27 protein-coding genes are annotated in these 24,618 nt (G+C 56.3%); 19 read left to right on the top strand and 8 right to left on the bottom strand.

What is annotated here, in order from left to right:
• Positions 1 to 16: 16 nt before the first annotated feature.
• From ACR0J7_RS06510 to mdh, 3 genes are all read right to left on the bottom strand, one after another.
• A complete protein-coding gene (locus tag ACR0J7_RS06510; RefSeq protein ID WP_480506734.1) occupies positions 17 to 550 on the bottom strand; it encodes a hypothetical protein in 534 nt (177 codons plus the stop codon).
• Between the two features lie 79 nt (positions 551 to 629).
• Positions 630 to 1,823, bottom strand: coding sequence for an ADP-forming succinate--CoA ligase subunit beta (gene sucC, locus ACR0J7_RS06505; RefSeq protein ID WP_267363198.1), 1,194 nt, complete (start codon positions 1,821 to 1,823; stop codon positions 630 to 632).
• Between the two features lie 308 nt (positions 1,824 to 2,131).
• Complete coding sequence (gene mdh, locus ACR0J7_RS06500) at positions 2,132 to 3,094, bottom strand: malate dehydrogenase (protein WP_267363196.1); 963 nt, start codon at positions 3,092 to 3,094, stop codon at positions 2,132 to 2,134.
• Between the two features lie 161 nt (positions 3,095 to 3,255).
• Here mdh and ACR0J7_RS06495 point away from each other — a divergent pair, with 161 nt between their 5' ends.
• Complete coding sequence (locus ACR0J7_RS06495) at positions 3,256 to 4,011, top strand: sulfite exporter TauE/SafE family protein (RefSeq protein ID WP_480585560.1); 756 nt, start codon at positions 3,256 to 3,258, stop codon at positions 4,009 to 4,011.
• Here the strand turns inward: ACR0J7_RS06495 and ACR0J7_RS06490 are convergent, their stop codons facing one another.
• Positions 4,012 to 4,317: a hypothetical protein gene (locus tag ACR0J7_RS06490; RefSeq protein ID WP_480869941.1), complete on the bottom strand. Its 306-nt coding sequence runs from the start codon at positions 4,315 to 4,317 to the stop codon at positions 4,012 to 4,014.
• A 169-nt stretch (positions 4,318 to 4,486) separates the two neighbouring features.
• Between ACR0J7_RS06490 and ACR0J7_RS06485 the strand changes: the two genes are divergently transcribed.
• The 12 genes from ACR0J7_RS06485 to ACR0J7_RS06430 all read left to right on the top strand — a co-directional run bounded on the left by ACR0J7_RS06485 (position 4,487) and on the right by ACR0J7_RS06430 (position 13,631).
• Positions 4,487 to 5,344 (top strand): HpcH/HpaI aldolase/citrate lyase family protein, encoded by an 858-nt coding sequence (locus tag ACR0J7_RS06485; protein WP_480913625.1) that lies wholly within the window; start codon positions 4,487 to 4,489, stop codon positions 5,342 to 5,344.
• Between the two features lie 6 nt (positions 5,345 to 5,350).
• Positions 5,351 to 5,905: an NnrU family protein gene (locus ACR0J7_RS06480; protein ID WP_480773325.1), complete on the top strand. Its 555-nt coding sequence runs from the start codon at positions 5,351 to 5,353 to the stop codon at positions 5,903 to 5,905.
• A 12-nt stretch (positions 5,906 to 5,917) separates the two neighbouring features.
• Entirely contained in the window at positions 5,918 to 6,124 is a 207-nt protein-coding gene (locus tag ACR0J7_RS06475; protein WP_480538983.1) for a DUF1737 domain-containing protein, read from the top strand.
• Positions 6,124 to 7,152, top strand: a complete 1,029-nt coding sequence (locus ACR0J7_RS06470; RefSeq protein WP_480899244.1) for a MaoC family dehydratase — start codon at positions 6,124 to 6,126, stop codon at positions 7,150 to 7,152. Before ACR0J7_RS06475 ends, ACR0J7_RS06470 begins: the two co-directional genes overlap by 1 nt.
• A 54-nt stretch (positions 7,153 to 7,206) precedes the next feature.
• Positions 7,207 to 7,869 (top strand): DUF1194 domain-containing protein, encoded by a 663-nt coding sequence (locus tag ACR0J7_RS06465; protein ID WP_480899246.1) that lies wholly within the window; start codon positions 7,207 to 7,209, stop codon positions 7,867 to 7,869.
• A 215-nt stretch (positions 7,870 to 8,084) separates the two neighbouring features.
• A complete protein-coding gene (gene sdhC, locus ACR0J7_RS06460) occupies positions 8,085 to 8,471 on the top strand; it encodes a succinate dehydrogenase, cytochrome b556 subunit (RefSeq protein WP_267363810.1) in 387 nt (128 codons plus the stop codon).
• A gap of 13 nt (positions 8,472 to 8,484) precedes the next feature.
• Positions 8,485 to 8,856 (top strand): succinate dehydrogenase, hydrophobic membrane anchor protein, encoded by a 372-nt coding sequence (sdhD, locus tag ACR0J7_RS06455; protein WP_267363812.1) that lies wholly within the window; start codon positions 8,485 to 8,487, stop codon positions 8,854 to 8,856.
• A gap of 18 nt (positions 8,857 to 8,874) precedes the next feature.
• Positions 8,875 to 10,680 (top strand): succinate dehydrogenase flavoprotein subunit, encoded by a 1,806-nt coding sequence (gene sdhA / locus ACR0J7_RS06450; RefSeq protein ID WP_267363813.1) that lies wholly within the window; start codon positions 8,875 to 8,877, stop codon positions 10,678 to 10,680.
• 96 nt (positions 10,681 to 10,776) lie between these two features.
• Entirely contained in the window at positions 10,777 to 11,403 is a 627-nt protein-coding gene (locus ACR0J7_RS06445; protein ID WP_480483160.1) for a sulfotransferase, read from the top strand.
• Positions 11,404 to 11,434: 31 nt separating this feature from the next.
• Complete coding sequence (locus ACR0J7_RS06440; protein WP_152456842.1) at positions 11,435 to 12,214, top strand: succinate dehydrogenase iron-sulfur subunit; 780 nt, start codon at positions 11,435 to 11,437, stop codon at positions 12,212 to 12,214.
• 122 nt (positions 12,215 to 12,336) lie between these two features.
• Positions 12,337 to 12,477 carry a hypothetical protein gene (locus ACR0J7_RS06435; protein WP_480483162.1) on the top strand — a complete coding sequence of 47 codons (141 nt, stop codon included), beginning with the start codon at positions 12,337 to 12,339 and terminating at the stop codon, positions 12,475 to 12,477.
• Positions 12,478 to 12,767: 290 nt separating this feature from the next.
• On the top strand, positions 12,768 to 13,631 hold the full coding sequence (locus ACR0J7_RS06430) for an urea carboxylase-associated family protein (protein ID WP_480913622.1): 864 nt from the start codon (positions 12,768 to 12,770) through the stop codon (positions 13,629 to 13,631).
• Between the two features lie 24 nt (positions 13,632 to 13,655).
• On the opposite strand, the gene deoD is transcribed toward ACR0J7_RS06430, so the two are convergent.
• From deoD to ACR0J7_RS06415, 3 genes are all read right to left on the bottom strand, one after another.
• Complete coding sequence (deoD, locus tag ACR0J7_RS06425; RefSeq protein WP_480558821.1) at positions 13,656 to 14,366, bottom strand: purine-nucleoside phosphorylase; 711 nt, start codon at positions 14,364 to 14,366, stop codon at positions 13,656 to 13,658.
• A gap of 18 nt (positions 14,367 to 14,384) precedes the next feature.
• Complete coding sequence (locus ACR0J7_RS06420) at positions 14,385 to 14,702, bottom strand: H-NS histone family protein (RefSeq protein WP_267363820.1); 318 nt, start codon at positions 14,700 to 14,702, stop codon at positions 14,385 to 14,387.
• Positions 14,703 to 14,826: 124 nt separating this feature from the next.
• On the bottom strand, positions 14,827 to 16,887 hold the full coding sequence (locus tag ACR0J7_RS06415) for a methylmalonyl-CoA mutase family protein (protein ID WP_480869948.1): 2,061 nt from the start codon (positions 16,885 to 16,887) through the stop codon (positions 14,827 to 14,829).
• A 51-nt stretch (positions 16,888 to 16,938) separates the two neighbouring features.
• Here ACR0J7_RS06415 and ACR0J7_RS06410 point away from each other — a divergent pair, with 51 nt between their 5' ends.
• The 6 genes from ACR0J7_RS06410 to ACR0J7_RS06385 all read left to right on the top strand — a co-directional run bounded on the left by ACR0J7_RS06410 (position 16,939) and on the right by ACR0J7_RS06385 (position 23,847).
• Positions 16,939 to 18,303, top strand: coding sequence for a 1-acyl-sn-glycerol-3-phosphate acyltransferase (locus tag ACR0J7_RS06410; protein WP_480773320.1), 1,365 nt, complete (start codon positions 16,939 to 16,941; stop codon positions 18,301 to 18,303).
• Positions 18,304 to 18,437: 134 nt separating this feature from the next.
• Complete coding sequence (gene ccrA / locus ACR0J7_RS06405) at positions 18,438 to 19,721, top strand: crotonyl-CoA carboxylase/reductase (RefSeq protein WP_480475116.1); 1,284 nt, start codon at positions 18,438 to 18,440, stop codon at positions 19,719 to 19,721.
• Positions 19,722 to 20,088: 367 nt separating this feature from the next.
• Complete coding sequence (locus tag ACR0J7_RS06400; RefSeq protein WP_209506490.1) at positions 20,089 to 20,808, top strand: helix-turn-helix transcriptional regulator; 720 nt, start codon at positions 20,089 to 20,091, stop codon at positions 20,806 to 20,808.
• A gap of 82 nt (positions 20,809 to 20,890) precedes the next feature.
• The gene (locus tag ACR0J7_RS06395; protein ID WP_267363827.1) at positions 20,891 to 21,529 is read left to right on the top strand and encodes an acyl-homoserine-lactone synthase; all 639 of its coding nucleotides are present in this window, start codon (positions 20,891 to 20,893) and stop codon (positions 21,527 to 21,529) included.
• A gap of 60 nt (positions 21,530 to 21,589) precedes the next feature.
• On the top strand, positions 21,590 to 23,131 hold the full coding sequence (locus ACR0J7_RS06390) for an ATP-dependent DNA helicase (protein ID WP_480506746.1): 1,542 nt from the start codon (positions 21,590 to 21,592) through the stop codon (positions 23,129 to 23,131).
• Positions 23,119 to 23,847: an SDR family oxidoreductase gene (locus ACR0J7_RS06385; protein ID WP_480554204.1), complete on the top strand. Its 729-nt coding sequence runs from the start codon at positions 23,119 to 23,121 to the stop codon at positions 23,845 to 23,847. Before ACR0J7_RS06390 ends, ACR0J7_RS06385 begins: the two co-directional genes overlap by 13 nt.
• 3 nt (positions 23,848 to 23,850) lie before the next feature.
• On the opposite strand, the gene ACR0J7_RS06380 is transcribed toward ACR0J7_RS06385, so the two are convergent.
• Complete coding sequence (locus tag ACR0J7_RS06380) at positions 23,851 to 24,618, bottom strand: TIGR02186 family protein (RefSeq protein ID WP_480506748.1); 768 nt, start codon at positions 24,616 to 24,618, stop codon at positions 23,851 to 23,853.

Below are 24,618 nucleotides of genomic sequence, written 5' to 3'. Positions count from 1 at the left end.
GTGGCTCCTTCGCTTGCTATCTTATCTGTTGAAGTTCGATGGACGAGTATTGCTGTCCAGCGGGTTGTTTCGGAGGTTGCCCGGAGACGATGTAGACATTTCGCCCTGCAATGGGTTTGTCGGCTCTCAGCGTAGTTCTCGAAGAGCTTCTGGTCGTCTGATAAGTAGATGAACCATCGATGTGCTTTGCAGCCATCCGCTTTTGTATTTCTTCTACGTCAGTGGAAGTTAGGTTTTTCGACGCGATATAGCAGTAGTCATACTCGACCCTGCCCCTGGTTCCAAAATCAGAAGTTCTGGTTCCGGTGACTGCATAGATCCAATTCGGCTCACTGAAGAACCGAGTTCCTCCCTCGGACGTGTTAGAAATACGTTCAAGGCCTGAGTTCTCCAGCGTTTGAGTTGCTTGAGAAGGATTACCCAAGCTGGCCATGCAGACCGTTTCAAACAGCACACTCGCTTCTTCAATTGCACTGCTTCGTGTTACCGGCGCGTTCGTGCAACCAGCTAAAAGAATTGCGGTTGCCAAGGAGATCTTCTGGAAATTCATTCAATTGGCCTTTGAAAGTGATACTCATCCCGAGGACAGAGGAAGGTTTGCATTTCTGCAAATCTTCCTCCCACTCTGCTCAACCCTTAACCGCCTTGACGATCTTTTCGGCACCGTCTTTCAGGTTGTCTGCCGCGATCACATCCAGACCAGAATTGTTGATGATCTCTTTGCCTTTCTCAACATTGGTGCCTTCCAGACGCACGACCAGCGGAACTTGCAGGCCGACCTCTTTCACCGCAGCCACCACGCCCTCGGCGATGACGTCACAGCGCATGATGCCGCCGAATATGTTGACCAGAATGCCTTTGACCTGCGGGTCCGACGTGATGATCTTAAACGCTTCGGTCACCTTCTCTTTGGTCGCACCGCCGCCCACGTCGAGGAAGTTGGCAGGCTCGGCGCCATAAAGCTTGATGATGTCCATCGTGGCCATCGCCAGACCGGCACCGTTCACCATACAGCCAATCTCACCATCCAGTGCGATGTAGTTCAGGTCGTATTTGCTGGCTTCCAGTTCCTTGGGGTCTTCCTCGGTCGTGTCGCGCAGTTCAGCGATATCTGGGTGGCGGTAGACTGCGTTGCCATCAAAGCCAACTTTGGCATCCAGCACTTTCAGGTCGCCGCTGTCGGATACGATCAGCGGGTTGATCTCGAGCATCTCCATATCCTTCTCGACGAAGGCTTTGTAGAGGATGCCCATAAGCCTGACACATTGCTTGACCTGCGCGCCCTCGAGCCCCAGCGAAAATGCGATGCGGCGACCGTGGTAGGGTTGGTAGCCGGTGGCGGGGTCAACCGAGAAGGACAGGATTTTCTCGGGCGTCGCGGCGGCGACTTCTTCGATGTCCATACCGCCTTCGGTCGAGCAGACAAACGAGATACGGCTGGTCTGACGATCTACCAGCAGGGCCAGGTACAACTCACGCTCGATGCCGGAACCGGCTTCGATATAGATGCGGTTGACCTGCTTGCCTGCCGGACCCGTCTGATGGGTGACCAGAGTGCGACCCAGCATCTTCTTGGCTTCTTCGGCCGCTTCCTCGACCGATTTCGTCAGACGGACACCGCCTTTTTCACCAGCGTCGGCTTCTTTGAAGGATCCTTTGCCACGGCCACCCGCGTGTATCTGCGCCTTGACGACCCAAAGCGGCCCATCCAGCTCACCGGCTGCGGTTTTGGCTTCCTCGGCGCGCAGCACGGCGCGACCATCGGAGACCGGAGCGCCGTAGCTGCGAAGAAGAGCCTTGGCCTGATATTCGTGAATGTTCATCGAAATTGTCCCGTCTGACTGCGTTTAACCGTTATAGGCGTGTCTAGCGGGTAAATTTAAAGGGTTTTTTGACCTGTGACGGGAAATTGCCGAAGATTTTCAGCATTTGTGATCACGGGTTTTTAGGGTGTGATCACAAAAGCTCGAGTGTCATCAATTGATTCGATAATCCTGCACAGTTTTTTGAAATCACATTCGAAAAAAGGGATTTGCGACGTTTGCGCCAACATATGCGGCCGGATTCCGCGGTGGCAAATGAAAACCGGCCCATAATTGGGCCGGTCTCAAATTCAGATTGTCTGGCAGTTTTACGCCAGTGAACTGTCGATGCCTTTGCATGCCTCGATCAGGCCTTTCACGGCGTTGACCGAATTGTCGAAACCGGCTTGCTCGTCTTCGTTCAACTTGATGTTTACGATGCGCTCGACGCCACCAGCGCCGATGACCGTCGGCACCCCGACATAAAGGCCGTTAACGCCTAATTCACCGCTGCAGTACGCCGCACAAGGCAGAACACGCTTCTGGTCTTTCAGATAGGCTTCGGCCATTTCGATCGCCGAAGTGGCGGGCGCGTAATAAGCCGACCCGGTTTTCAGCAGGCCTACGATTTCCGCGCCACCATCACGGGTGCGCTGTACGATGGCATCCAGCTTTTCTTGCGAGGTCCAGCCCATTTCAACCAGATCAGGCAGCGGGATACCGGCAACGGTCGAATAACGAACCGACGGCACCATGGTGTCGCCATGTCCGCCCAATACGAACGCGGTTACATCGCGCATCGAGACGTTGAACTCTTCCGACAGGAAATGCGCGAAACGTGCTGAATCCAGCACGCCAGCCATGCCGCAGACTTTGTTGTGCGGCAGGCCCGAGAATTCGCGCAGCGCCCAGACCATGGCGTCCAGAGGGTTGGTGATGCAGATCACGAACGCATCGGGCGCATGCGCTGCGATACCTTCGCCGACCGACTTCATGACTTTCAGGTTGATGCCCAGCAGGTCATCGCGGCTCATGCCCGGTTTGCGGGCTACGCCTGCGGTCACGATGCAGACATCCGCGCCAGCGATATCGGCATAGTCGCTGGTACCTTTCATCGAAGCGTCAAAGCCTTCGGACGGGCCGGATTCGGCGATGTCGAGCGCCTTGCCCTGTGGCAATCCGTCAGCAATGTCAAACAGGACAACGTCACCCAGTTCTTTGACAGCTGCAAGATGCGCAAGCGTGCCGCCGATGTTCCCCGCGCCGATCAGCGCAATCTTGGGTCTGGCCATTTGGAATATCTCCGGTCGGTTTTGAAATCGCGGCTGTGCTAGTCGCTAAAACGGCATTAGGCAAGAGTTCTGCGACGTGGCATACAACCGCATACCGTTTGCGAGACCCCATGTGGTTGCGCTAAAGGGCCTTTGAGACAAGCCAAAACCGGGACCGGTGCATGTTTGAATTGAACCTGATGTTTTTTGCAGTGGCGATCCCGGCGGTGATATTTGCGGGTATCTCAAAGGGCGGTTTCGGCTCGGGCGTGGCTTTTGCGTCATCATCGATTCTGGCCTTGATCTTAACGCCCGGGCAGGCCCTGGCCCTGATGCTGCCGATTCTGATGGTGATCGATGTGGCCACTTTGGGCCCTTATTGGAAGCGGTGGAGCTGGAGGGATGCGCGCCTGCTGATCCTGGGTGCTGTACCCGGTGTGGCAATGGGGGCATGGCTTTACCGTTCAACGGATGATGACCTGCTGCGCCTGCTGATCGGCGGCATCTCGGTCGGGTTCGTGATCTGGCACATCGCACAGTCAAAAGGCTGGGTGCGCGGATTTGCCAGACGGTTGCCACCCTCCGCTGGCCTGTTTGCAGGGCTGGTCGCGGGCTTCACCAGCTTCGTCAGCCATGCCGGAGGCCCTCCAGCTGCCGTTTACCTGTTGTCCCAACGGCTGACAAAGACCGAGTTTCAAGCCAGTACGGTATTGGTTTTCTGGGTGATTAATATCGCGAAGTTTGTACCCTACGCTTATCTGGGCATGTTCACGTGGCAGACGGCATGGGCCGATATGCTGTTAACACCGTTTGCTGTTCTCGGTGCGTGGCTGGGCGTCCGCGCACATTTCATGTTGTCCGAACGCCTGTTCTTTGGAATTGCCTATATGCTGCTGACCCTCACAGGCAGTAAGCTGATCTGGGACGCACTTACCTGATCAGGCGTTCGGGGGCAGCGCTTCGGCTACAGCCTCAAAAGCTTGCCCCGAAGCGACAAGGCAGGTGACCCCGTTGGGCAAGGTCACCGTGATGGTCCAGCTGCCGCCTTGAGCTGAGGCGAAAAGTTCCATGACTGCGCCTTGCTGGGCCAGACCAAAGCCCCTGCGCGTTTCGCCATAAGTGTCGGTCAACCTTTTCAGCACATCCTCTCGCGGTGCGCAGTTTTGCCCCTGGGCCTGTACCTGTTGTGCCGCCAGAACTATGATCCCAAGTCCCATCGTCATCTCGAACATTGTCTTTCGCATCCCGAATCCTTTCGGTTCCCTCTGCTGGTCAGGGTGCGGCGTAGGCGCCGAAATTCAGTTAAGGCAAAGCACGTTGCGCCGTGTTTGCTGCGGCGCGGCAATTTTGGGCTTGAACTTTCCGGTAAAAAATGCCCCATTCCGCGCAACTTTATTTCAATGGGAGTGGTCCATGGATCCTCGTCAGCGCCCCTATCGTTCGGTTCTCTATATTCCTGGGTCCCGGGATAGGGCTTTGGAAAAGGCCCGCACTCTGCCGGTAGATGCAATCATCTTCGATCTGGAAGATGCGGTCGCGGCCGACGAAAAGGACAATGCGCGCGAAACGCTCAAGGCGGCTTTGGCTGCCGGAGGGTACGGGCCACGCGTCAAGATTGTCCGGATCAACGGGTTGGACACCGAATGGGGCCGTGCGGATGCCGAGGCTGTGCGCGAAATGGATGCCGACGTAGTCCTGTTGCCTAAGGTGAATTCGGCGGCTGACGTGGATGCGCTGGCTGCGATCACCGGAGATCTGCCGATCTGGGCCATGATGGAAACGCCGCGTGGAATGCTGAACGCGGCAGAAATCGCCGCGCATCCGCTGATGGCCGGATTCGTGATGGGAACAAATGATCTGGCGAAAGAGTTGCAAACCCGCTTCCGCCCAGATCGCCTGCCTATGATGTCCTCGTTAGGGCTGTGCTTGCTGGCCGCCAAGGCCGAAGGGCTGATTATCATCGACGGTGTTTACAACGCCTTCAAGGATGTCGAAGGTCTGGCTTTCGAATGTGCCCAGGGCCGTGATATGGGCTTTGATGGCAAAACGCTGATCCACCCGGCCCAGGTCGAAGTGGCAAATACTGCCTTCGCGCCATCGGATCACGAGATCGACCTAGCTCGCCGCCAGATCTCGGCCTTTGAAGAGGCCGAGGCGCTTGGCCAAGGGGTCGCCGTTGTCGATGGCAAGATTGTCGAAAATCTGCACGTTGTAACTGCCCGCGAAATTCTGGCAAAAGCAGAGGCGATATTAGCTTTGCAAGCGGGGTAGGCCAGCATGGGCTTTGTTCTTCTGATCTTGGGTGTGGCGCTGTGGTGGGGGGCGCATCTGTTCAAACGTGTGGCACCTGAACGCCGCGCCGCAATGGGTGACGCGGGTAAAGGCGCTGTTGCCCTGGCTTTGGTCGCGTCGATCCTTCTGATGATCTTCGGGTATCGCATGACCGACTTCATCCATGTTTGGGCGCCGCCAACCTTTCTGGTTCACGTCAACAACCTGTTGGTTTTGATCGCGATTTATATGATGAGCCCTGCGGGCACAAAAGGCCGGCTGCTGAACAAGCTGCGCCACCCGATGCTGGGCGGGTTCAAACTGTGGGCTTTTGCGCACCTGTTGGTGAACGGCGATCTGGCCTCGATCATCCTGTTTGGTGGCCTTCTGGTCTGGGCGGTGGTCGAAGTCATTGTAATCAACAAGTCTGAACCCGAGTGGACCCCGGCAGAGCCTGGCACTTACGGCAAGGATGCGATGTTCTTTGTGGCTTCGATCGTTCTGATGGGAATTATCGGATACATCCACGGGCTGGTTGGCCCATCTCCGTTCGGCTCATAAGGATTTGATTTGATGTCGAAACTTTATCGCTTGCTGACCGAAGAAGACACTTCGGCCTTCTGTCACAAGGTGTCCGACGCCCTGTCAAAAGGATGGGAGCTGTATGGCGACCCGGCTTACGCCTTTGATGCCAACGGCAACGTAATGCGTTGTGCGCAGGCCGTGACCAAAGAGGCCGAGGCCGACTATTCCCCCGACATGAAACTGGGACAGCAGTAATGGCGAAAACAAATCCGGGCCGATTTTTCGAGGACTATTCTGTAGGGCAGGTATTGCAGCATGCAGTACCTCGCACCGTGACCGAGGGAGAGCGCGGCTTGTATCACGCGCTTTATCCCGCACGTCACGCGCTTTACTCTTCGGACGAATTTGCCCGGGTCTGTGGGTTGCCGGAAAGCCCGATTGATGATCTGGCCGCGTTCCACATTGTGTTCGGCAAAACCGTGCCTGACATTTCCTTGAACGCGGTTGCCAATCTTGGCTATGCCGAAGGCCGTTGGTTGAAGCCCGTTTATGCTGGCGATACGCTGCGATCCGTATCAGAGGTTATCGGCCTGAAGCAGAATTCCAACGGAAAAACCGGTGTTGTCTGGGTTCGTACCCGCGGGTTGAACCAATTGGACGAGGTGGTTCTTGAATATGTGCGTTGGGTCATGGTGCGTAAGGCAAACATGGATGCACCCGCGCCCGAGACGGTTGTTCCTGATTTGAAGGCTGTACTTGATCCGCAGGACCTGACCGTGCCGGAAGGGCTCGATTTTGCAAACTACGATTTTGCCCTCGCGGGCGAGGCGCATCGCTGGGGCGATTATGAGATCGGTGAAACCATCGATCATGTGGATGGTGTCACCGTCGAAGAGGCCGAACATATGCTGGCCACACGTCTTTGGCAAAACACCGCCAAGGTGCATTACGATCTGACGTTCCGTCCGGAAGGCAGGCTCATTTATGGTGGGCATGTAATCTCGATGGCGCGGACATTGTCCTTCAATGGCCTTGCAAATGCGCAGATGATTGTCGGCTTGAATGGTGGTGCCCATGCTAACCCGTGTTTTGCGGGTGATACGATCAAGGCGTGGTCCGAAGTTCTGGACAAAGCGGAAACCGGGGTTGCCGGCATAGGCGCTGTGCGATTGCGTCTGGTCGCGACCAAGGGCGGTGATCCGTTCAAGCTGAAAAACGAAGAAGGGCGTTACCTGCCAGACGTTCTGCTGGATCTCGATTATTGGGCTTTGATGCCCAAATAGGTGATCTGACGGATATGTGACGCCACGGCTTGCAAGGCGTGATAGGTTTGCACAATGAACCTGCTACGCGCAATATTGGCCAGCGTCACTCTGGCACCGGCGGCTCAGGCCTGCGATCTGGCCTTGGCTTTAGCCGTGGATGTTTCTGGTTCAGTCGATAGCAGCGAATATCGCATTCAGATGGATGGGTTGGCCGCAGGTTTGCGCGACCCGATCGTGTCCGAGGCGCTGGTGCGGGGGCAGGCGCGGCTGATGCTGGTGCAGTGGACCGGCTCATCGCGCCAGCGGATCACTATTCCTTGGACCCGTATCGATAGCTTTGCCACGCTGGATCAGTTTTCAGACCAGGTCGCCGCCAATCCGCGCATCTGGCGGAATTTTTCGACGGCAATCGGCGAGGCGCTTCAAATGACCCTGAGTTCATTCGATTCGGTTTCAGACTGCCGACGGCACCTGATAGACCTGTCAGGGGACGGTGTGTCCAATGAAGGGATTGAGCCGACGCGGGTACATGCGGCCCTGCGCGCCGAGGGGATCGTTGTCAACGCGCTGGCTATTGAGGAAAGCGAACCGGATCTGACGGCGTATTTCTTTGAGAATGTCATCGTGGGCGAAGGTGCTTTTGTCGTTTCCGCCACCGGGTTCGCGGATTACCCGGAACGAATTCGCCGAAAACTGCTGCGCGAAGTGACGCAGCAAACAGCAGACCTGAAATGACGGCTTGAGAGATTCGTGATCACATCTCTTTGGCCTTGAAAACGCTAACATTGACAGCGCGGAATGTGATATGTGATCACGAGATTATTTTGTGTGATCACATATTCGAATTATCCGTGTAATTGAGCGCAATTTGATGGTTTTTGCACTCGCAGCACGTGACAGTGTCGCAAAAACCAGTAAAACGTTCGGTAGCCAACCGAAAAGGAGCCGCCATGGCCGATGTAAATCGGGGCAATCGCCCACTTTCGCCGCATCTGTCGATTTATCGCCCGCAGTTGACGTCGATCACGTCCATCCTGACGCGCATCACCGGCAACGCCCTTCTGCTCGCAGCTCTGTTGATCGTCTGGTGGTTTCTGGCCGCAGCAACTTCGCCCGAGGCGTTTGCGGTAGCGAATGGGGTAATAACCTCGATGCTTGGAGACCTTGTGATGGCGCTATCCGTTTGGGGGCTTTGGTATCACACGTTGGCCGGTGTGCGGCACCTGATCTGGGACAACGCGGTTGGTCTGGACCTCCCGACGGCGACCAAGCTGGGTTGGGCCGTTGTCATCGGATCGGTCGTCTTGACCCTTCTGACCCTTGTCCTCGTCGCGTGATTGGAGGCCTGACATGCGTTATCTGACCGACCGCAAACGCGCCGCTGGACTTGGCTCGGCGAAATCCGGCACTGCCCATTTCTGGGCGATGAAAGTCAGCTCGGTTGCTTTGCTGATCCTTGTGCCGTTGTTTGTATTTACATTTGGTCCGATCCTGGGCCAGCCATTCGAGGTCGTTCTTGACTACTACTCGCGACCTTTTCCTGCCATCGTGGCAGCACTGACGCTGGCGGTTGGCTTCAAACACTTCGCGGACGGTGCGCAGGTGATGCTGGAAGATTATGTTCACGGCACGCTTGAAAAGGTCCTGATCATTCTGTTGACCTGCCTGTCCTACGGCGCAGCAGCGGCTGGTATCTTCGCTATCGCGCGCATTGCCCTTTAATTCCCGGAGCTGAAAGAAATGGCTGCATACGAATACGAAACGCATGAATATGACGTGGTCGTTGTCGGCGCCGGTGGGGCCGGTCTGCGGGCGACGCTGGGTATGGCGGAACAGGGTCTGCGCACGGCTTGCGTAACCAAGGTTTTCCCAACCCGTTCGCACACCGTGGCGGCTCAGGGCGGTATCGCCGCGTCGTTGTCAAACATGGGCCCCGACCATTGGCAGTGGCATATGTACGACACTGTGAAAGGCTCGGATTGGCTGGGCGACACCGATGCGATGGAATACCTCGCGCGGGAAGCGCCCAAGGCAGTTTACGAACTGGAGCACTATGGCGTTCCGTTCAGCCGAACCGAAGAAGGTAAGATCTATCAACGCCCGTTTGGTGGTCACACCACTGAATTCGGCGAAGGCCCGGCAGTACAGCGCACCTGTGCCGCTGCGGACAGGACCGGCCACGCGATCCTTCATACGCTCTATGGCCAGTCGCTGAAGAACAATGCTGAGTTTTATATCGAGTACTTCGCTATCGATCTGATCATGTCCGACGACGGTCAGTGTCAGGGTGTTGTCTGCTGGAAGCTGGACGATGGCACGATGCATGTCTTCAATGCCAAGATGGTTGTGCTGGCGACCGGCGGGTATGGCCGCGCCTATTTCAGCGCGACCTCGGCCCATACCTGCACCGGTGACGGTGGCGGCATGGTGGCCCGTGCCGGCCTGGCCTTGCAGGATATGGAATTCGTTCAGTTCCACCCCACCGGCATCTACGGTTCGGGCTGTCTGATCACTGAAGGAGCGCGTGGCGAGGGTGGTTACCTGACCAACTCGGAAGGTGAACGGTTCATGGAGCGTTATGCGCCCCAGTACAAGGACCTTGCACCGCGCGATTACGTCTCGCGTTCGATGACCTTGGAAATCCGCGAAGGTCGTGGTGTCGGAGCGGAAGGGGATCATATTCACCTGAACCTCAGTCACCTGCCAGCCGAGGCTTTGGCAGAACGTCTTCCCGGCATTTCGGAAAGCGCCAAGATCTTTGCCGGCGTGGATGTCACCAAAGAACCGATCCCGGTTCTGCCAACCGTGCACTACAACATGGGCGGCATCCCCACAAACTATTGGGGTGAAGTTCTGAACCCAACGGCCGAGAACCCGACAGCTGTGGTACCGGGCCTGATGGCAGTGGGCGAAGCCGGTTGCGCCTCGGTCCACGGCGCGAACCGCTTGGGCTCGAACTCGCTGATTGACCTTGTGGTCTTTGGCCGCGCGGCGGCGATCCGGGCAGGCAAAGTCGTGGATGCGGAAGCTGCGAACCCGGTTCTGAACCAGGCATCGGTCGACAAGGCCTTTGACCGGTTCGACGCGGTGCGCAATGCCAGCGGTTCCATCCCGACCGCCGAGTTGCGGCTTGAGATGCAGAAAACCATGCAAGCGGATGCTGCCGTATTCCGTACCGCCAAGACCATGGCCGAAGGCGTCGAGAAGATGACGGCAATCGCTGCCAAGATGGACGATCTGAAAGTCACCGACCGGTCGCTGGTTTGGAACAGTGACCTGATGGAAACGCTGGAATTGACCAACCTGATGCCCAACGCGCTGGCCACGATCGTCGGCGCAGAAGCGCGCAAGGAATCCCGTGGTGCCCACGCGCACGAAGATTTCTCTGCGCGTGATGATGAAAATTGGCGTGTTCATACGGTTAGTCGGGTCGAAGGCAACCAGGTCGAGCTTAGCTATCGTCCCGTGATCGTCGATCCGCTGACGACCGAAGACGAAGGTGGCATCAGCCTGAAGAAAATCGCGCCCAAGGCACGTACGTTCTAAAAGGCTCGGACAGCAGGCAATGGTGAGCAAGCGCCAAACACCCACGAAGACCGCAACGGCCATTGGCCAGCGGTCGGTCCGTGTCCGGTGCTTGTCATGACGGTCGAGGTCCTGCAATCCGGTTCAGGCGATCCCAAGATCATCCTGATCGGGCTGAACCGCTGTGCGACGACCTCGTTTCACAGGCTGTTTCAGAAAAGCGGGATACCGTCGGTTCATTGGGAAGATGACCAGGGTCGAAATCTTGCGCACCGCATGCTGACCAACATTGCCATGGGGCGACGACCACTGGACGGGTTTGGAGCGGTGCGGGCCTTCACTGACATCGCTTTTGTCAGTTCGCGCTTCATGTTGGACGGGGCGCGTTTCTTCCGTGAATTGCATGCAGCTTACCCGAATGCCTATTTCTTGCTGAACACGAGGGACAGGGATGACTGGATAGCTTCGCGCGCCAACCATTCCGGTGGCGGGTATCTGGATCGGTGCTGCAAAGCCAATGGGCAGAGTGCGGATGAAGTGAAACACGGCTGGGCGCATATGTATGATGTGCACCATGCCGAGGTAGAGACCTATTTCGACGGCAACTCGCGATTCCTGCGCTTTGATATCGACTGTGATGATCCGCAGTGCGTTGCGGACTGGCTCGCGCCGGATTTTGACGTGAACATCGCCCATTGGGGGCATTATAACCGAGGGGCGTCCCAGCGCGCCCGGACAGGCTGAAAGGCGGCCTTGTGCTGAATGGAGAATTGACATGGTTCAACTGACCCTGCCCAAAAATTCCCGGATTACGACCGGCAAGACCTGGCCCAAGCCGGATGGCGCGACCAATGTGCGCAAGTTCCAGATCTATCGCTGGAACCCGGATGATGGTCAGAACCCCCGTGTCGATACCTACTTTGTCGATATGGACACGTGCGGGCCGATGGTTTTGGACGCGCTGATCAAGATCAAGAACGAAATCGACCCGACCCTGACATTTCGCCGATCATGCCGTGAAGGCATCTGCGGCTCGTGCGCGATGAATATCGACGGGATCAACACACTGGCCTGTATCTATGGCATGGATGAGATCAAGGGCGACGTGAAAATCTATCCGCTGCCGCATATGCCTGTGGTCAAAGATCTGATCCCTGATCTGACCCATTTTTATGCCCAGCATGCGTCGATCATGCCGTGGCTGGAAACCAAGACCAACCGCCCTGCAAAGGAGTGGAAACAGTCGATCGAAGACCGGAAAAAGCTGGATGGTCTCTATGAGTGTGTGATGTGCGCCAGCTGCTCGACCTCGTGCCCGAGCTATTGGTGGAATGGCGATCGGTATCTTGGCCCCGCTGCTCTGTTGCACGCATACCGCTGGATCATCGACAGCCGGGATGAGGCCACGGGTGAGCGCCTGGACGAGTTGGAAGATCCGTTCAAGCTTTATCGCTGCCACACCATCATGAATTGCGCCAAGACCTGTCCCAAAGGTCTGAACCCGGCCAAGGCGATTGCCGAGATTAAAAAGATGATGGTCGAACGCGCGGTATAATCACCTGCACCGAATTGCGGCAAACGCATGTCGATCTTGCAAAATAAGGCGATGTAGCCCCGGCTGCATTGCCTTATTTTTCGCTCAGGGAGGAGTGATGAGTTTAAGTCAGGATCACTCCAATGAATGCAAACACATCCAAACAAAAAATCGACACTAAAGAAGCGCTGAAACTGCTGGAGCAGGCATGGGCCTACTACACGCCGGAACCGGTTAAAGCCGACAAAGAGCCCGAGCTGTTCGAATACGCAAACGCGGCCTGATCCAATACGACAGCCCTTGAAAAACTTCGGTCAATCGGCAAAGCAGAGGAATGCCTGTTCTTCTGCTTTTGTTGGCCGCCGGAGTGTTCGCCTATTTTTTCTGGCGGTCGCGCCATTCCACGCTGACACGGGATTGTCGTTGGCGACAGGACAGACGCCATGGCATCTGGCGGTGTAGCTTTTGTGGAGCGGCAGTCGCTGCGCCGGACCAACCTATGCGCTGTCTTAAGGCAAGTGATGGTTGAGAATAGGGCTTTTCGCGAGCCATAGAATCCGCCACTCTGCACGCCATGACCGGTTCTGAGAATACTGCCCGCCCCCCAGAAGATGCCGAAGCCCGTCGTTCGGTCGCCCCTGTCATTTGTTATCCGAACGATGCCTTGCCGCGACCAGATTTGCCCTGGATCAGATCTGTACGCCAACGGGCAGTCCAAACCGGCGAAGTCCTGGTTCCTCCGCGTGAGGCGCGCTGTTTTGATGTACCTGCCGGGCATTTCTTTCGTATCACATCGGTTGAAGGACCGCAGGTTGGCGATTTGAACCTGTGGAACCGCAATGATTTGTCCGAGCGCTTTTATTCCGGAAAAACGCGGGCTCTGCATGGCACGCACCTGACCACCGGAGAGCGGATGTGGTCCAGTTTCCCACATCTGCGGCCGATGGCCACGATCATAGCGGATACACTGGAATGGTACGGGATCGATACCCATGGGGGGTCGGTTCATGACGTGATTGGCACGCGTTGTGATCCATATACGGGCAATTTGCTGTCCGGCACGCAGTATCATCATTGCTGCCATTCCAACCTGACCCGCGCGTTGGCGGATCATCTGAATATCCCGATGGATGAGGCCGAACCCGCGGTGCACGACGTTCTGAACGTCTTCATGTGTACTGGTTTCACTCGGGATACTGGTCAGTATTTCATGAAAGCATCGCCCGTTCGCCCCGGCGACTATCTGGAATTCTTTGCCGAAATCGATCTGCTTGGCAATCTCAGCGCCTGTCCGGGTGGGGATTGCTCGTCCGAGCATTCCTCGGACACCGCCGCGTGTTATCCCTTGTTGGTCGAAACATTTGCCGCGACGGTCTCAGACCTGGATGGCTGGGAAAGCCCGGCGCGCAATGGCTATGATCGCACGCACGGGCGTTAGGATCGGCGGGCACCCACCTTACTGCTAGTTGCCCGGGAATGCGGCCTGTAGCGCGATTTCCACCATGTCTCCAAAGCTGCTTTCACGTTCCGAGGATGGCAGAGCCTCTCCCGTCAGAAGGTGATCGGAAACGGTGAGAACTGCCAGAGCACGACATTTGTGGCGCGCTGCCAGGATATAGAGCTCGGCCGCCTCCATTTCGACGCCGAGAATCCCGTGACGCACCATCTGTTCGTTCAGGTCCGGGCGCTCATCATAGAAAACGTCCGAAGAATAAATCCCACCGACATGGGTAGGGGTTCCTTTGGCAGCCGCCACCTTCGCGGCCGCCTGCAACAAGCTCCAATCGGCGCAGGGCGCAAAATTCAGTTCTTTCATGATACCGCGTGACGGCGTACTCAGCGTCGTCGAAGTCATTGCCAGAATGACGTCTCGAATTTTGACACTGTCCTGCATTCCGCCACACGACCCAATTCGGATCAGGGTTTTTGCACCGTAATCGCGAATTAACTCGTTTACGTAAATGGAGAGCGAGGGCATTCCCATGCCGCTACCCTGTATCGTTACAGGATTTCCCTTCCAATTTCCGGTAAACCCAAGCATTCCCCGGACGTTGTTGACCTGTTTCACATCGTCCAAAAACGTCTCGGCTGCCCATTTCGCCCGATAAGGATCTCCGGGTAATAGGACAGTTTCTGCAATTTCGCCTTTTTCAGCGCCGATATGAATTGTCATTGTTTCGCTCCGCCCTGATCAGATTTCTAGATCGGAAATATCGGCGCCCGCCTGCAACGCGTCATGCACCCATTTCGGTTTGCGGCCACGACCTGTCCAGGTTTGTTCCGGATTGCCAGGATTGCGGTATTTTTCTTTTGTTTTCTTTTGCTTGGATGCGCGGGGTGCATCGCCTGAAAGTTCGGACAGCGAATACCCGAATTCTGCGGCAGCTTTTTCTGCGGCTTTCAAAGCCTCACGGCGCTCGCGTTTTTCCGCTCCTACCAAGGCTTTTTCGACATCGTCGCGCAATGCCAAAAGGTCTTTGCGCGACATCTGTTCAAGATTGAACCCCATCATTCATCTCCAAAGGATATATTTTACGGTACACTTGAGCGCGCACCGTAATTCTAGCGAATGGTTTATTCCATCCCAAATATCCAAAGCGAAGAAACGGGGAATTAAGGTTCTAAAACCTCAGTTACTCGGCTGCGAGGTTTTTGGGGTCAACCAGCGTTACAATATCGCTCATGATCGCATTAAGTTCAAAGTTTTTGGGGGTGTAAACCTTGGCTACACCCATGGCTTTCAATTTTGCGGCATCTTCATCCGGAATAATTCCGCCGACAACCACGGGAATGTGAGACAGGCCAGCCTTTTGCAGCCGATCCATTACATCTTCGACCAAAGGCAGATGGCTACCGGACAGGATCGACAACCCGATGACATGTGCGTCATCATCGCGGGCTGAGGTGACAATTTCTTCCGGGGTCAGCCGGATACCCTCATAGCTGATATCCATGCCGCAGTCGCGGGCACGGAACGCGATTTGTTCGGCGCCGTTGGAATGGCCGTCCAACCCCGGTTTTCCAACCAGGAATTTCAGGCGCCGTCCCAGTTTGTCGCTGACGGCATCAACCGCCGCGCGCAGGTCCTCCAACCCTTCGGTCTTGTTCGAGACCGAACCGGAAACGCCGGTCGGGCCACGATAAGTGCCGAAAACCTTGCGCATCTCTTCGGCCCACTCCCCGGTTGTCACACCCGCCTTGGCAGCGGCAATGGACGGCTCCATGACGTTCGCTCCTGTCTGAGCCGCCTGGCGCAACGCGGACAAGGTCGCTGTAACAGCCGCTTCGTCGCGCTCAGCCCGCCACGCGTTCAGGCGGTCGATCTGTTCCTGTTCTACCGCAGGATCAACGACCATGATGCCGCCATCTTCGGTCTGAAGGGGCGAAGCCTCGCCTTCCATCCATTTGTTCACGCCGACGACCACAGTTTCGTTGCGTTCGATCCGGTTCAGACGTTCAGCGTTGGAATCCACAAGGCGGGATTTCATATACTCGATTGATGCAACCGCACCGCCCATCGCATCCAGATTCGCAAGCTCTGCCCGCGCGCCTGCTTTCAATTCTTCGACCTTGCCATCAACGGCAGGGTTGCCATCGAACAGGTCATCGAATTCCAACAGGTCAGTTTCATAGGCCAGAATCTGCTGCATCCGCATGGACCATTGCTGGTCCCAGGGGCGTGGCAGGCCAAGCGCCTCGTTCCAGGCAGGCAACTGCACCGCACGGGCGCGTGCATTCTTCGACAGGGTTACGGCCAGCATCTCGATCAGGATGCGGTAGACATTGTTCTCAGGTTGTTGCTCGGTCAGCCCCAGAGAGTTCACCTGCACACCATAGCGGAAGCGGCGGAACTTTGGGTTCTCGACACCATATCGCTGTTGCAGGATTTCGTCCCAAAGATCGACAAATGCGCGCATTTTGCACATTTCAGTGACAAAGCGGATACCAGCATTCACAAAAAAGGAAATCCGGCCGCAAAGCGCGGGGAAATCCTCGGCAGGTACTCGTGGGCGCAATTCGTCCAGCACGGCGATGGCTGTTGCCAGCGCATAAGCAAGTTCTTGTTCCGGTGTCGCGCCAGCCTCTTGCAAATGATAGGAACACACATTCATCGGGTTCCACTTGGGGGCATTGGAATAGCAATACTCGGCCACGTCCGCGATCATCTTCAGCGACGGTTTTGGCGGACAGACATAAGTGCCCCGGCTCAGATACTCCTTGATCAGGTCGTTCTGGACTGTGCCCTGCAACTTGGAAATGTCAGCGCCTTGTTCCTCGGCTGCGGCGATGTAAAGGGCAAGCAACCAAGGGGCGGTCGCGTTGATCGTCATTGACGTGTTCATCTGTTCCAGCGGAATCTGATCGAACAAAACCCGCATATCGCCCAGATGGCAGACGGGCACCCCGACCTTGCCAACTTCGCCACGTGCCAACGTGTGGTCACTGTCATATCCGGTCTGGGTGGGCAGATCGAAGGCTACCGAAAGACCGGTTTGCCCTTTGGCGAGGTTGCCACGATATAGCGCGTTCGAGGCCTTGGCGGTAGAATGACCGGCATAGGTCCGGATGAGCCAGGGGCGATCTTTCTGCATCTGCGTCATGAAGGGGCCTCGCGTTTCGGTGGGCAATAAAATTACGTCTATGGGTTCTAAAGCGCAATTTTCGGGACAAGTCAATTCGCTGCGTTGCGGCATCCTGCAATTGTTCAGATTGTGAGCAGCTGCGATTGGTGGCAAGGTGCGGCTATGACGCAAACCGTGGAACTTCCGCTTTGGCTTTTTGTGCTGATCGTGGTCTTTGCCATGGTTACTTTCGCTTCACATTTCCTGTTCCCGTCAGTCCGATGGTTCTTCCGCCGTCGGTTGGAACGTGCCGTGGCGCGTTTGAACCAGCGCCTGCAACGTCCGATCCAACCGTTCAAGCTGGCCCGTCGGCACGACATGATTCAACGGCTGATTTATGATCCACAGGTCGGTAAAGCGGTCCAGCATCACGCCCTTGAAACCGGAATACCCGAAGCCGTCGCATCCGAACAAGCACGCCGCTATGCCCGCGAAATCGTGCCGTCCTTTTCCGCCTTCGCCTATTTCAGTTTTGCGATCCGTTTGGCCCGGCTGCTAAGCAACACGTTCTACGAGGTGCGGCTTAGCTACGAAGACGAAGACTCGGTCAGGACCATCGACCCTGATGCAACCGTTGTTTTTGTGATGAACCACAGAAGCAACATGGACTATGTGTTGGTTACATATCTGGCGGCCCCGCATTCTGCTTTATCCTACGCGGTAGGAGAATGGGCTCGGGTTTGGCCGCTCAGCCGGTTGATCCGTGCAATGGGTGCTTACTTTATCCGGCGCAAGTCAGGCAGCGAGCTCTACCGGCAGGTTTTGTCCACCTATGTGCGCCATGCGACCGAAGCCGGTGTGACGCAAGCCATGTTTCCAGAAGGTGGTTTAAGCCTGACAGGAGCGCTCGCCCGCCCAAAGCTTGGATTGCTCAAGTACATAATGGATGGGACGACGTCGCAGGGGCGTGATGTTGTATTCGTTCCCGTCGCTTTGAATTATGATCGCGTGCTTGAAGACACCATTCTGACCCGCGCGGCGTTGGGAACAGAACGTCGTTTCCGGGCGCGGATCGGAGTCATCACGCGTTGGATTCTCAAACAGATCTGGCGGCGAGTGATCGGGCGCTACAAGCGGTTTGGGCTGGCATCGGTCCGGTACGGGCTGCCGATTTCTCTGAAAGAGTTCCGGGCCGAGGGTAGTGACGACATGATGACCGATCTGGCGCGTACATTGATGCAGCGTATCCAGAACGCGATCCCGTTGGTCCCGGCCCCTGCGGCCTGTTTGCTGATACGTGACAATGGGCCGATGGCGGAACAGGAACTGCGGTCCTCTATTCAGGCGATGATGGAACGCGACGGTAAGCAGACCCAAGACAATGCATTGGCCATATCAAGCGCATTGGACCAGTTGATTGAACGACGGATACTCAAGCGGCAGGGGCATATTCTTTCTGCATCTGGGCAACGCGGTGATCTGCTGGAGTATTATGCAGCATCTGTACCGGTGGCAGCGCGCCTCCTTGATTCTGCGGATGCAAAATAATTTCTGCAACTGCTGGGTCATAAAATTACAAATTTGCATCAAAAACGGTTGCAATATTTCGCGATGGCCAATATTTCATCTGATAAAGCGCGCGATTCTGCGTCGCGGCAAAAGTATTGAAAAAGGAGGCCAGCATGGCTTTGGACACCGAAACCGGTATCGCGTCGTATGAGGCACCCGAAAAAGACCTCTATGAAATGGGTGAGATCCCTCCGATGGGATATGTCCCGAAACAAATGTACGCCTGGGCCATCCGAAAGGAACGCCATGGCGAGCCAAACACTGCGATGCAGCAGGAAGTGGTCGATGTACCCACGCTGGACAGCAATGAGGTGCTTGTTCTGGTGATGGCTGCAGGCGTTAATTACAACGGTGTCTGGGCTGCACTGGGCCAGCCGATCAGCCCCTTTGATGGCCATAAGGCACCGTACCATGTCGCGGGTTCTGATGCATCGGGTATCGTCTGGGCCGTTGGTGACAAGGTCAAGCGGTGGAAGGTTGGCGACGAAGTTGTCATCCACTGCAACCAGGACGATGGCGACGACGAAGAATGCAACGGCGGCGACCCAATGTATTCGACCAGCCAGCGGATCTGGGGCTATGAAACACCTGACGGCTCATTCAGCCAGTTCACACGCGTGCAGGCTCAGCAGTTGATGCCGCGCCCCAAGCACCTGACTTGGGAAGAAGCGGCCTGCTACACGCTGACACTCGCGACAGCTTATCGTATGCTGTTTGGTCACGAACCGCATGACCTGAAACCGGGTCAGAACGTTCTGGTCTGGGGTGCCTCGGGCGGTCTGGGATCTTATGCTATCCAGTTGATCAACACAGCCGGGGCAAACGCGATCGGGGTGATCTCGGACGAAAGCAAGCGTGATTTCGTCATGGGTCTGGGCGCAAAGGGGGTTCTGAACCGCCGCGACTTTAATTGCTGGGGTCAACTGCCCACGGTCAATACGCCCGAATACGCCGAGTGGTTCAAAGAGGCCCGCAAATTCGGCAAGGCAATCTGGGACATCACCGGCAAGGGCAACAACGTCGACATGGTGTTCGAGCATCCGGGCGAGAGCACCTTCCCGGTCTCGACTTTCGTGGTGAAAAAAGGCGGCATGGTTGTGATTTGTGCGGGGACGTCCGGGTTCAACTGCACATTCGACGTGCGTTACATGTGGATGCACCAGAAACGCCTGCAGGGTTCGCATTTTGCCCATCTGAAACAGGCGGCGGCGGCGAACAAGCTGATGGTCGAGCGCCGCCTGGATCCCTGTATGTCCGAGGTGTTTGCCTGGAACGACCTACCGGAAGCACATATGAAAATGCTGCGGAATGAACACAAGCCGGGCAACATGTCTGTGCTTGTTCAGGCACCGCGTACCGGATTGCGCACCCTTGAGGAGGTTTTGGACGCAGGCTGATAAAGTTCAGGACCTTAGACAAAAACCACCCGCGAATCGCACTGTCAGTTCGCGGGTGGTTTGCTGTTTGCAGGCCTATTTCATGCTTTCAGATGCTTGCGATTTTTACCCCCGCTATTTTTGGGGAGTAGAAACCGGTGAATAGGTCGAAAAAGTTCATACATGTTATGGTTGTGTTAACGCTTCGTTAACTGTTTCAGAGAGACCCTGATGGCGCAAAATGAGTGGATATTGGACGTACTATCGGACCTCAACGCTTTCGCCGTTGCGAATGGGTTGAGCGCGCTTGCAGAACAGCTTGATGATACAAGGCTGATTGCCGCGGCCGAGATCGCGTCCCTGAAGAACGAGGCACGGGCGCCCGCGGATGGGAACGAAAACCGATTTGGGTCAAATCCTGCAGGATTTGGAAAACACCAGCACGCTTGAAGAGCTCAGCATCGTCGCCGAGTGTCTGCGAGACACTTTGAAGGTTGCACATCTGACATATCACTGGGTTGACGGCGCAGGTGACCAATACGGGTATACGACATACTCAGACGCCTGGGACGAACGATACAGGGAAAAAAACTATCATCGTATCGACCCTGTAATTCTGGGGTGTTTCCAGAGATTTCACCCGGTTGACTGGAAGTCGCTGGACTGGTCCAGCAAGGTGGCCAAATCATTCCTTCAGGATGCCCACGACCATGGGGTCGGCAATCAGGGATACTCGATCCCGATCCGAGGGCCAAACGGTCAGTTCGCTCTTTTTACCGTTAACCACAGCTGCGACGATCAAACCTGGCAGACCTTTATCTCGACCTACGGGCGTGAGTTGATTCTTGTTGCGCACTACATCAACCGCAAAGCGCTGGAGTTTGAAAAGGACAGGCAACCGGATGCCACGCGCGGCCTGTCACCCCGTGAAATCGACGCCATTACCCTTTTGGCACTGGGTTACAGCCGTGCTCAGGTGGCGCATTCCCTGTCGATTTCCGAACACACGCTACGCGTTTACATTGAAAGCGCCCGATCGAAACTCGGAGCCCTTAACACGACCCACGCAATCGCAACGGCACTCAGCCGGGGATTAATAGTGGTTTAAGGGCAGAGCGTACTCAAAACGCAATATTAACCACGACTCTGTACCCCCTTCGTTCCTGCACAGGACGACAAGGGGAAAAGTCATGTTGCGTTATCTATATGCCGATGAGTTACACAGATTTCCGACTCTGGCTGAGGGGATGTTCAAGGATCGCGCAGATCAGTTCAAAACCCGGTTGGGGTGGGATGTCCATGTCAACAAAAAAGGAGAAGAGCGGGATGAGTACGACGACCTCAACCCGCTTTATGTCATCTGGGAAGAACCGGATGGCAGCCATGGCGGGTCGATGCGGGTATTGCCGACAACAGGCCGGGTAATGATCAATGAGGTGTTTGGGCATCTCAACGGCGGCAAGCCGATTTGCAGCCCGCTGATCTGGGAGGTGACCCGGTTCTGCCTGTCCCGCACAGCCAGCCCGCACACTGCCGGGGCCATCATGCTAAGCGGGGGCGAGATGATGGAAGGCTTTGGCCTGACGCATATTGCCGGTGTTTTTGATGCCCGTATGATCCGGATCTATCGTCTGATCGGGTCGTCCCCCGAGGTTCTTGGAACCCAAGGCAAAGGGCGTGACCAGATCTCGGTTGGGTTGTGGCCCTATTCAGCGGATGATTGCAACCGCGTGGCTGAACGGGCAGGCATCCCGCGTGAGCTTTCGCGCATGTGGTTCAAGGCGGCTTTCGGGCGATCCAAACTGCACCGATTTGCCTTGTCTGCCTAAGGACCGGAAAACGCAATTCCGCATCTGGTGATGGTTGGCGCGGCCCTGTAGGGTCGCGCCATGTCTTTGCCCAACGTGACCTTCTCAGATGATCAGGCCGCCGCGTATGACAGCATCGCTGAGATGCTGCGCTCAGCCGGTGTCGACCTGGAGGACGATGCCCTTCTGAAACTGCCGGGGGCAGGGAAGTCTGGCGTGATGGCTGTCATCGGCAAGGCCGGGTCCGGCAAAACGTTGCTACTGGCCGAACTTTACAAAGCGCTGGCGGAGACCGGCGTTCAGGTCGTGTCCGGCGATTACGAAAGCCGGAAATCCAGAGACAAGCGCAGCCTTGCCATTCTGGCCCCCACGAACAAGGCCGCAAGTGTTCTGCGCCTTCGCGGTGTTCCGGCAACTACTATTCACCGCATCCTTTATACGCCGGTTTATGACCCGGAATACGAGCGTATCGCCGAGTGGCTGGCCGGAAATGATGAGCGTCCCGAGATCGAAGGTCTGACAGACGAAGCTTTGGACCGTGCTGCTGCGTTTTATCATAACAACAAATCGATACCCGGAGCGCTGGCCGCAGCCGGATTGCGCGGTTCAGATTTCATTACCGGTTGGAAACGCCGTGAGGAACCGCTGGATATCGGGTTTGTCGATGAGGCGTCGATGCTGGATGATCGTCAGTTCGAGGACCTGAAAGAGATATTCCCGACCCTTCTACTGTTCGGTGATCCCGCACAGCTGGCTCCGGTCAATCAGTCCGGCAGCATGGTGTTTGAAGCCTTGCCCGAACCGCGAAAGCTGACGCTTCAGCGTGTGCATCGGCAGGATGCAGATAACCCGATCCTGGATCTGGCGCACGCTCTTGCCGATCCGTCGATGGGATTTGAAGAATTTGAACGTCTGGTCGAAGACACTGCCCGGCGGGATGACAGGGTCGTTTGGGGGCAGCGGGTCGAAGTTGATCTGATGGCGCGCAGCCCGGTTCTGGTCTGGCGCAACGCCACGCGCATTCGTTTGATACAGGCGTTCAGGCAGGTTCATGGTGCACCGGATACGGAGCTTTTGGAAGGCGAGCCGCTGATCTGCGACGGGATCGAGTTGCCGTTGAAGCACCGCAAGAAGCGGTTGGATCTTGAGGCGCGCGGCCTGATCAAAGGAGCCCAGGTTGTTTATCTTGGTCCCGGTCGCAAACCGGGGTTTTCGCGCTTGCATGTGATGGGGGCCGAAGACCCACAGGTCAGCGCTGCGTCGATTGTCCAGATCGAAAAACCGGATGAGGAAGAGCCCTTCATTCCTTTTGCTGCCCGTATGGGGGCGACGTTTTTGCACGGGGCTGCGGTGACGATACATAAGGCACAAGGATCACAGTGGGACACGGTTCAGGTGTTTGCCCCTGACATTTACGCCGCGGCCCGTATGGGCCGTTCCGAGGCTGGGCAACCTTTGTGGAAGCGTTTGGCTTATGTTGCGATCACACGCGCTCAAGAGCGTTTGATCTGGGTGGTCCGTAACCGGCTGTCGAAACCCACCCACCCGTTGCAGATTGATGATTTGCGCGCGGTCCCCGCAGTTTCACTCACACTGGAGACAGAAGAGACATGGGTTCCATAATCGTAACTGGTGCAAGCTCTGGCATAGGTCGGGCCACCGCCGAGCTTTTTCTGGCGCAGGGCTGGACGGTCGGGCTGCTGGCGCGCAGCGCGGACAAGCTGAATGCCCTCGCGCAAGAATACCCGGCGGCCATAGCAATGCCCGCCGATGTGACCGACCCGGACGCAGTCAAACAGGCGTTCCACGTATTCATGGATCGGACAGGGCGACTTGATGTTCTGTTTAACAACGCTGGTATTTTTGCCCGCGGGGGCACAATCGACGAAATCGCGTTGGACGATTGGTATCAAACCGTCAACGTCAACCTGAACGGTATGTTTCTATGCGCGCGTGAGGCCTTTGGGATCATGCGTCATCAAAGCCCGCAGGGCGGGCGGATCATCAATAACGGATCGATTGCAGCGCATGTTCCGCGTCCGAATTCTGTACATTATTCGGCGACCAAACATGCCATTACGGGGCTGACGCGCAGCCTTTCACTGGATGGACGATCCTTTGGAATTGCATGTGGTCAGATCGATATCGGCAACGCACGCACGCAGATGGTTCAGGATCTGGTGGATGCGGCGCAGGCGGCAGGCCAGACGCCGGACCCAACCATGGCGGTTGAAGATGCCGCGCGGTCCGTTCTGCATATGGCCACCCTGCCACCCGAAGCAAATGTGCAGTTCATGACGGTCATGGCCACGACCATGCCCTATATCGGCAGGGGGTGAGTGTCAGTTTTCCCGCAACAGACGGAACGCTGTCGACGCGCCCCAACCCGCGGCAATTGCGATAACCAATGACATCAGCCCGTACCAAACGGGTTGCTGACGGGACATATTGTACAGAAACCGCTCTAACCCGACTTTGCGAACATCGATTGTGGTTTCGTATTGCGATACAACCTCTCCTCCGCGGGTCAGGAAGATCCGGGCGGAATAATCCCCTTCGGTCAGGTCCGCGGGCATGTCGATTGACGTCCGGAACAAGGTTTGTTCGTCCACGGCCACTGTGTTCTCGCGGATGGAATACAACTGTTCGGATTCACGGATCCGGATTACGGCATCTGCAAAATCCTGAGCACCACGGATGTGCATCGCCGCTCCTACAGACCGGATCGCGCGTTCAATCGAAATGCGGTGACGCAGGTCTTCGGTATCGGTCAGTATTTGATCCAACGGTTCGCTGGTGGCAACTGCGTAGAAACTTGGTGCCAGGTCGACCAGCACGCTATCGGTGTTTACCCAAATCCCCAACTTTCGTTCCTTGCGGCGAACCGTGACGGGCTCGGACGGGCCAGCGACCGCGACGATAACTGCGACCGGTGGGCCTGGGGGAATGGGTGTTTCCCGTTTGATGGCCCCGAAAATGAGGATCTCAGACCCGTCAAAGTCGGCAGTGATCGCAACACGATCCTGGCTGAGGCCCAGGACGACCTGCTCTTCATCGGCTGCGGCGGGCAGGCAGAACAGGCACAAAGCGGCAAAGACATAGCGCAGCAT

The sequence above is a fragment of the Ruegeria sp. O4 genome, assembly GCF_056535125.1.
Note: the sequence above shows the minus strand (reverse complement) of the source record. Positions and strands in the feature narration are given on the sequence as shown.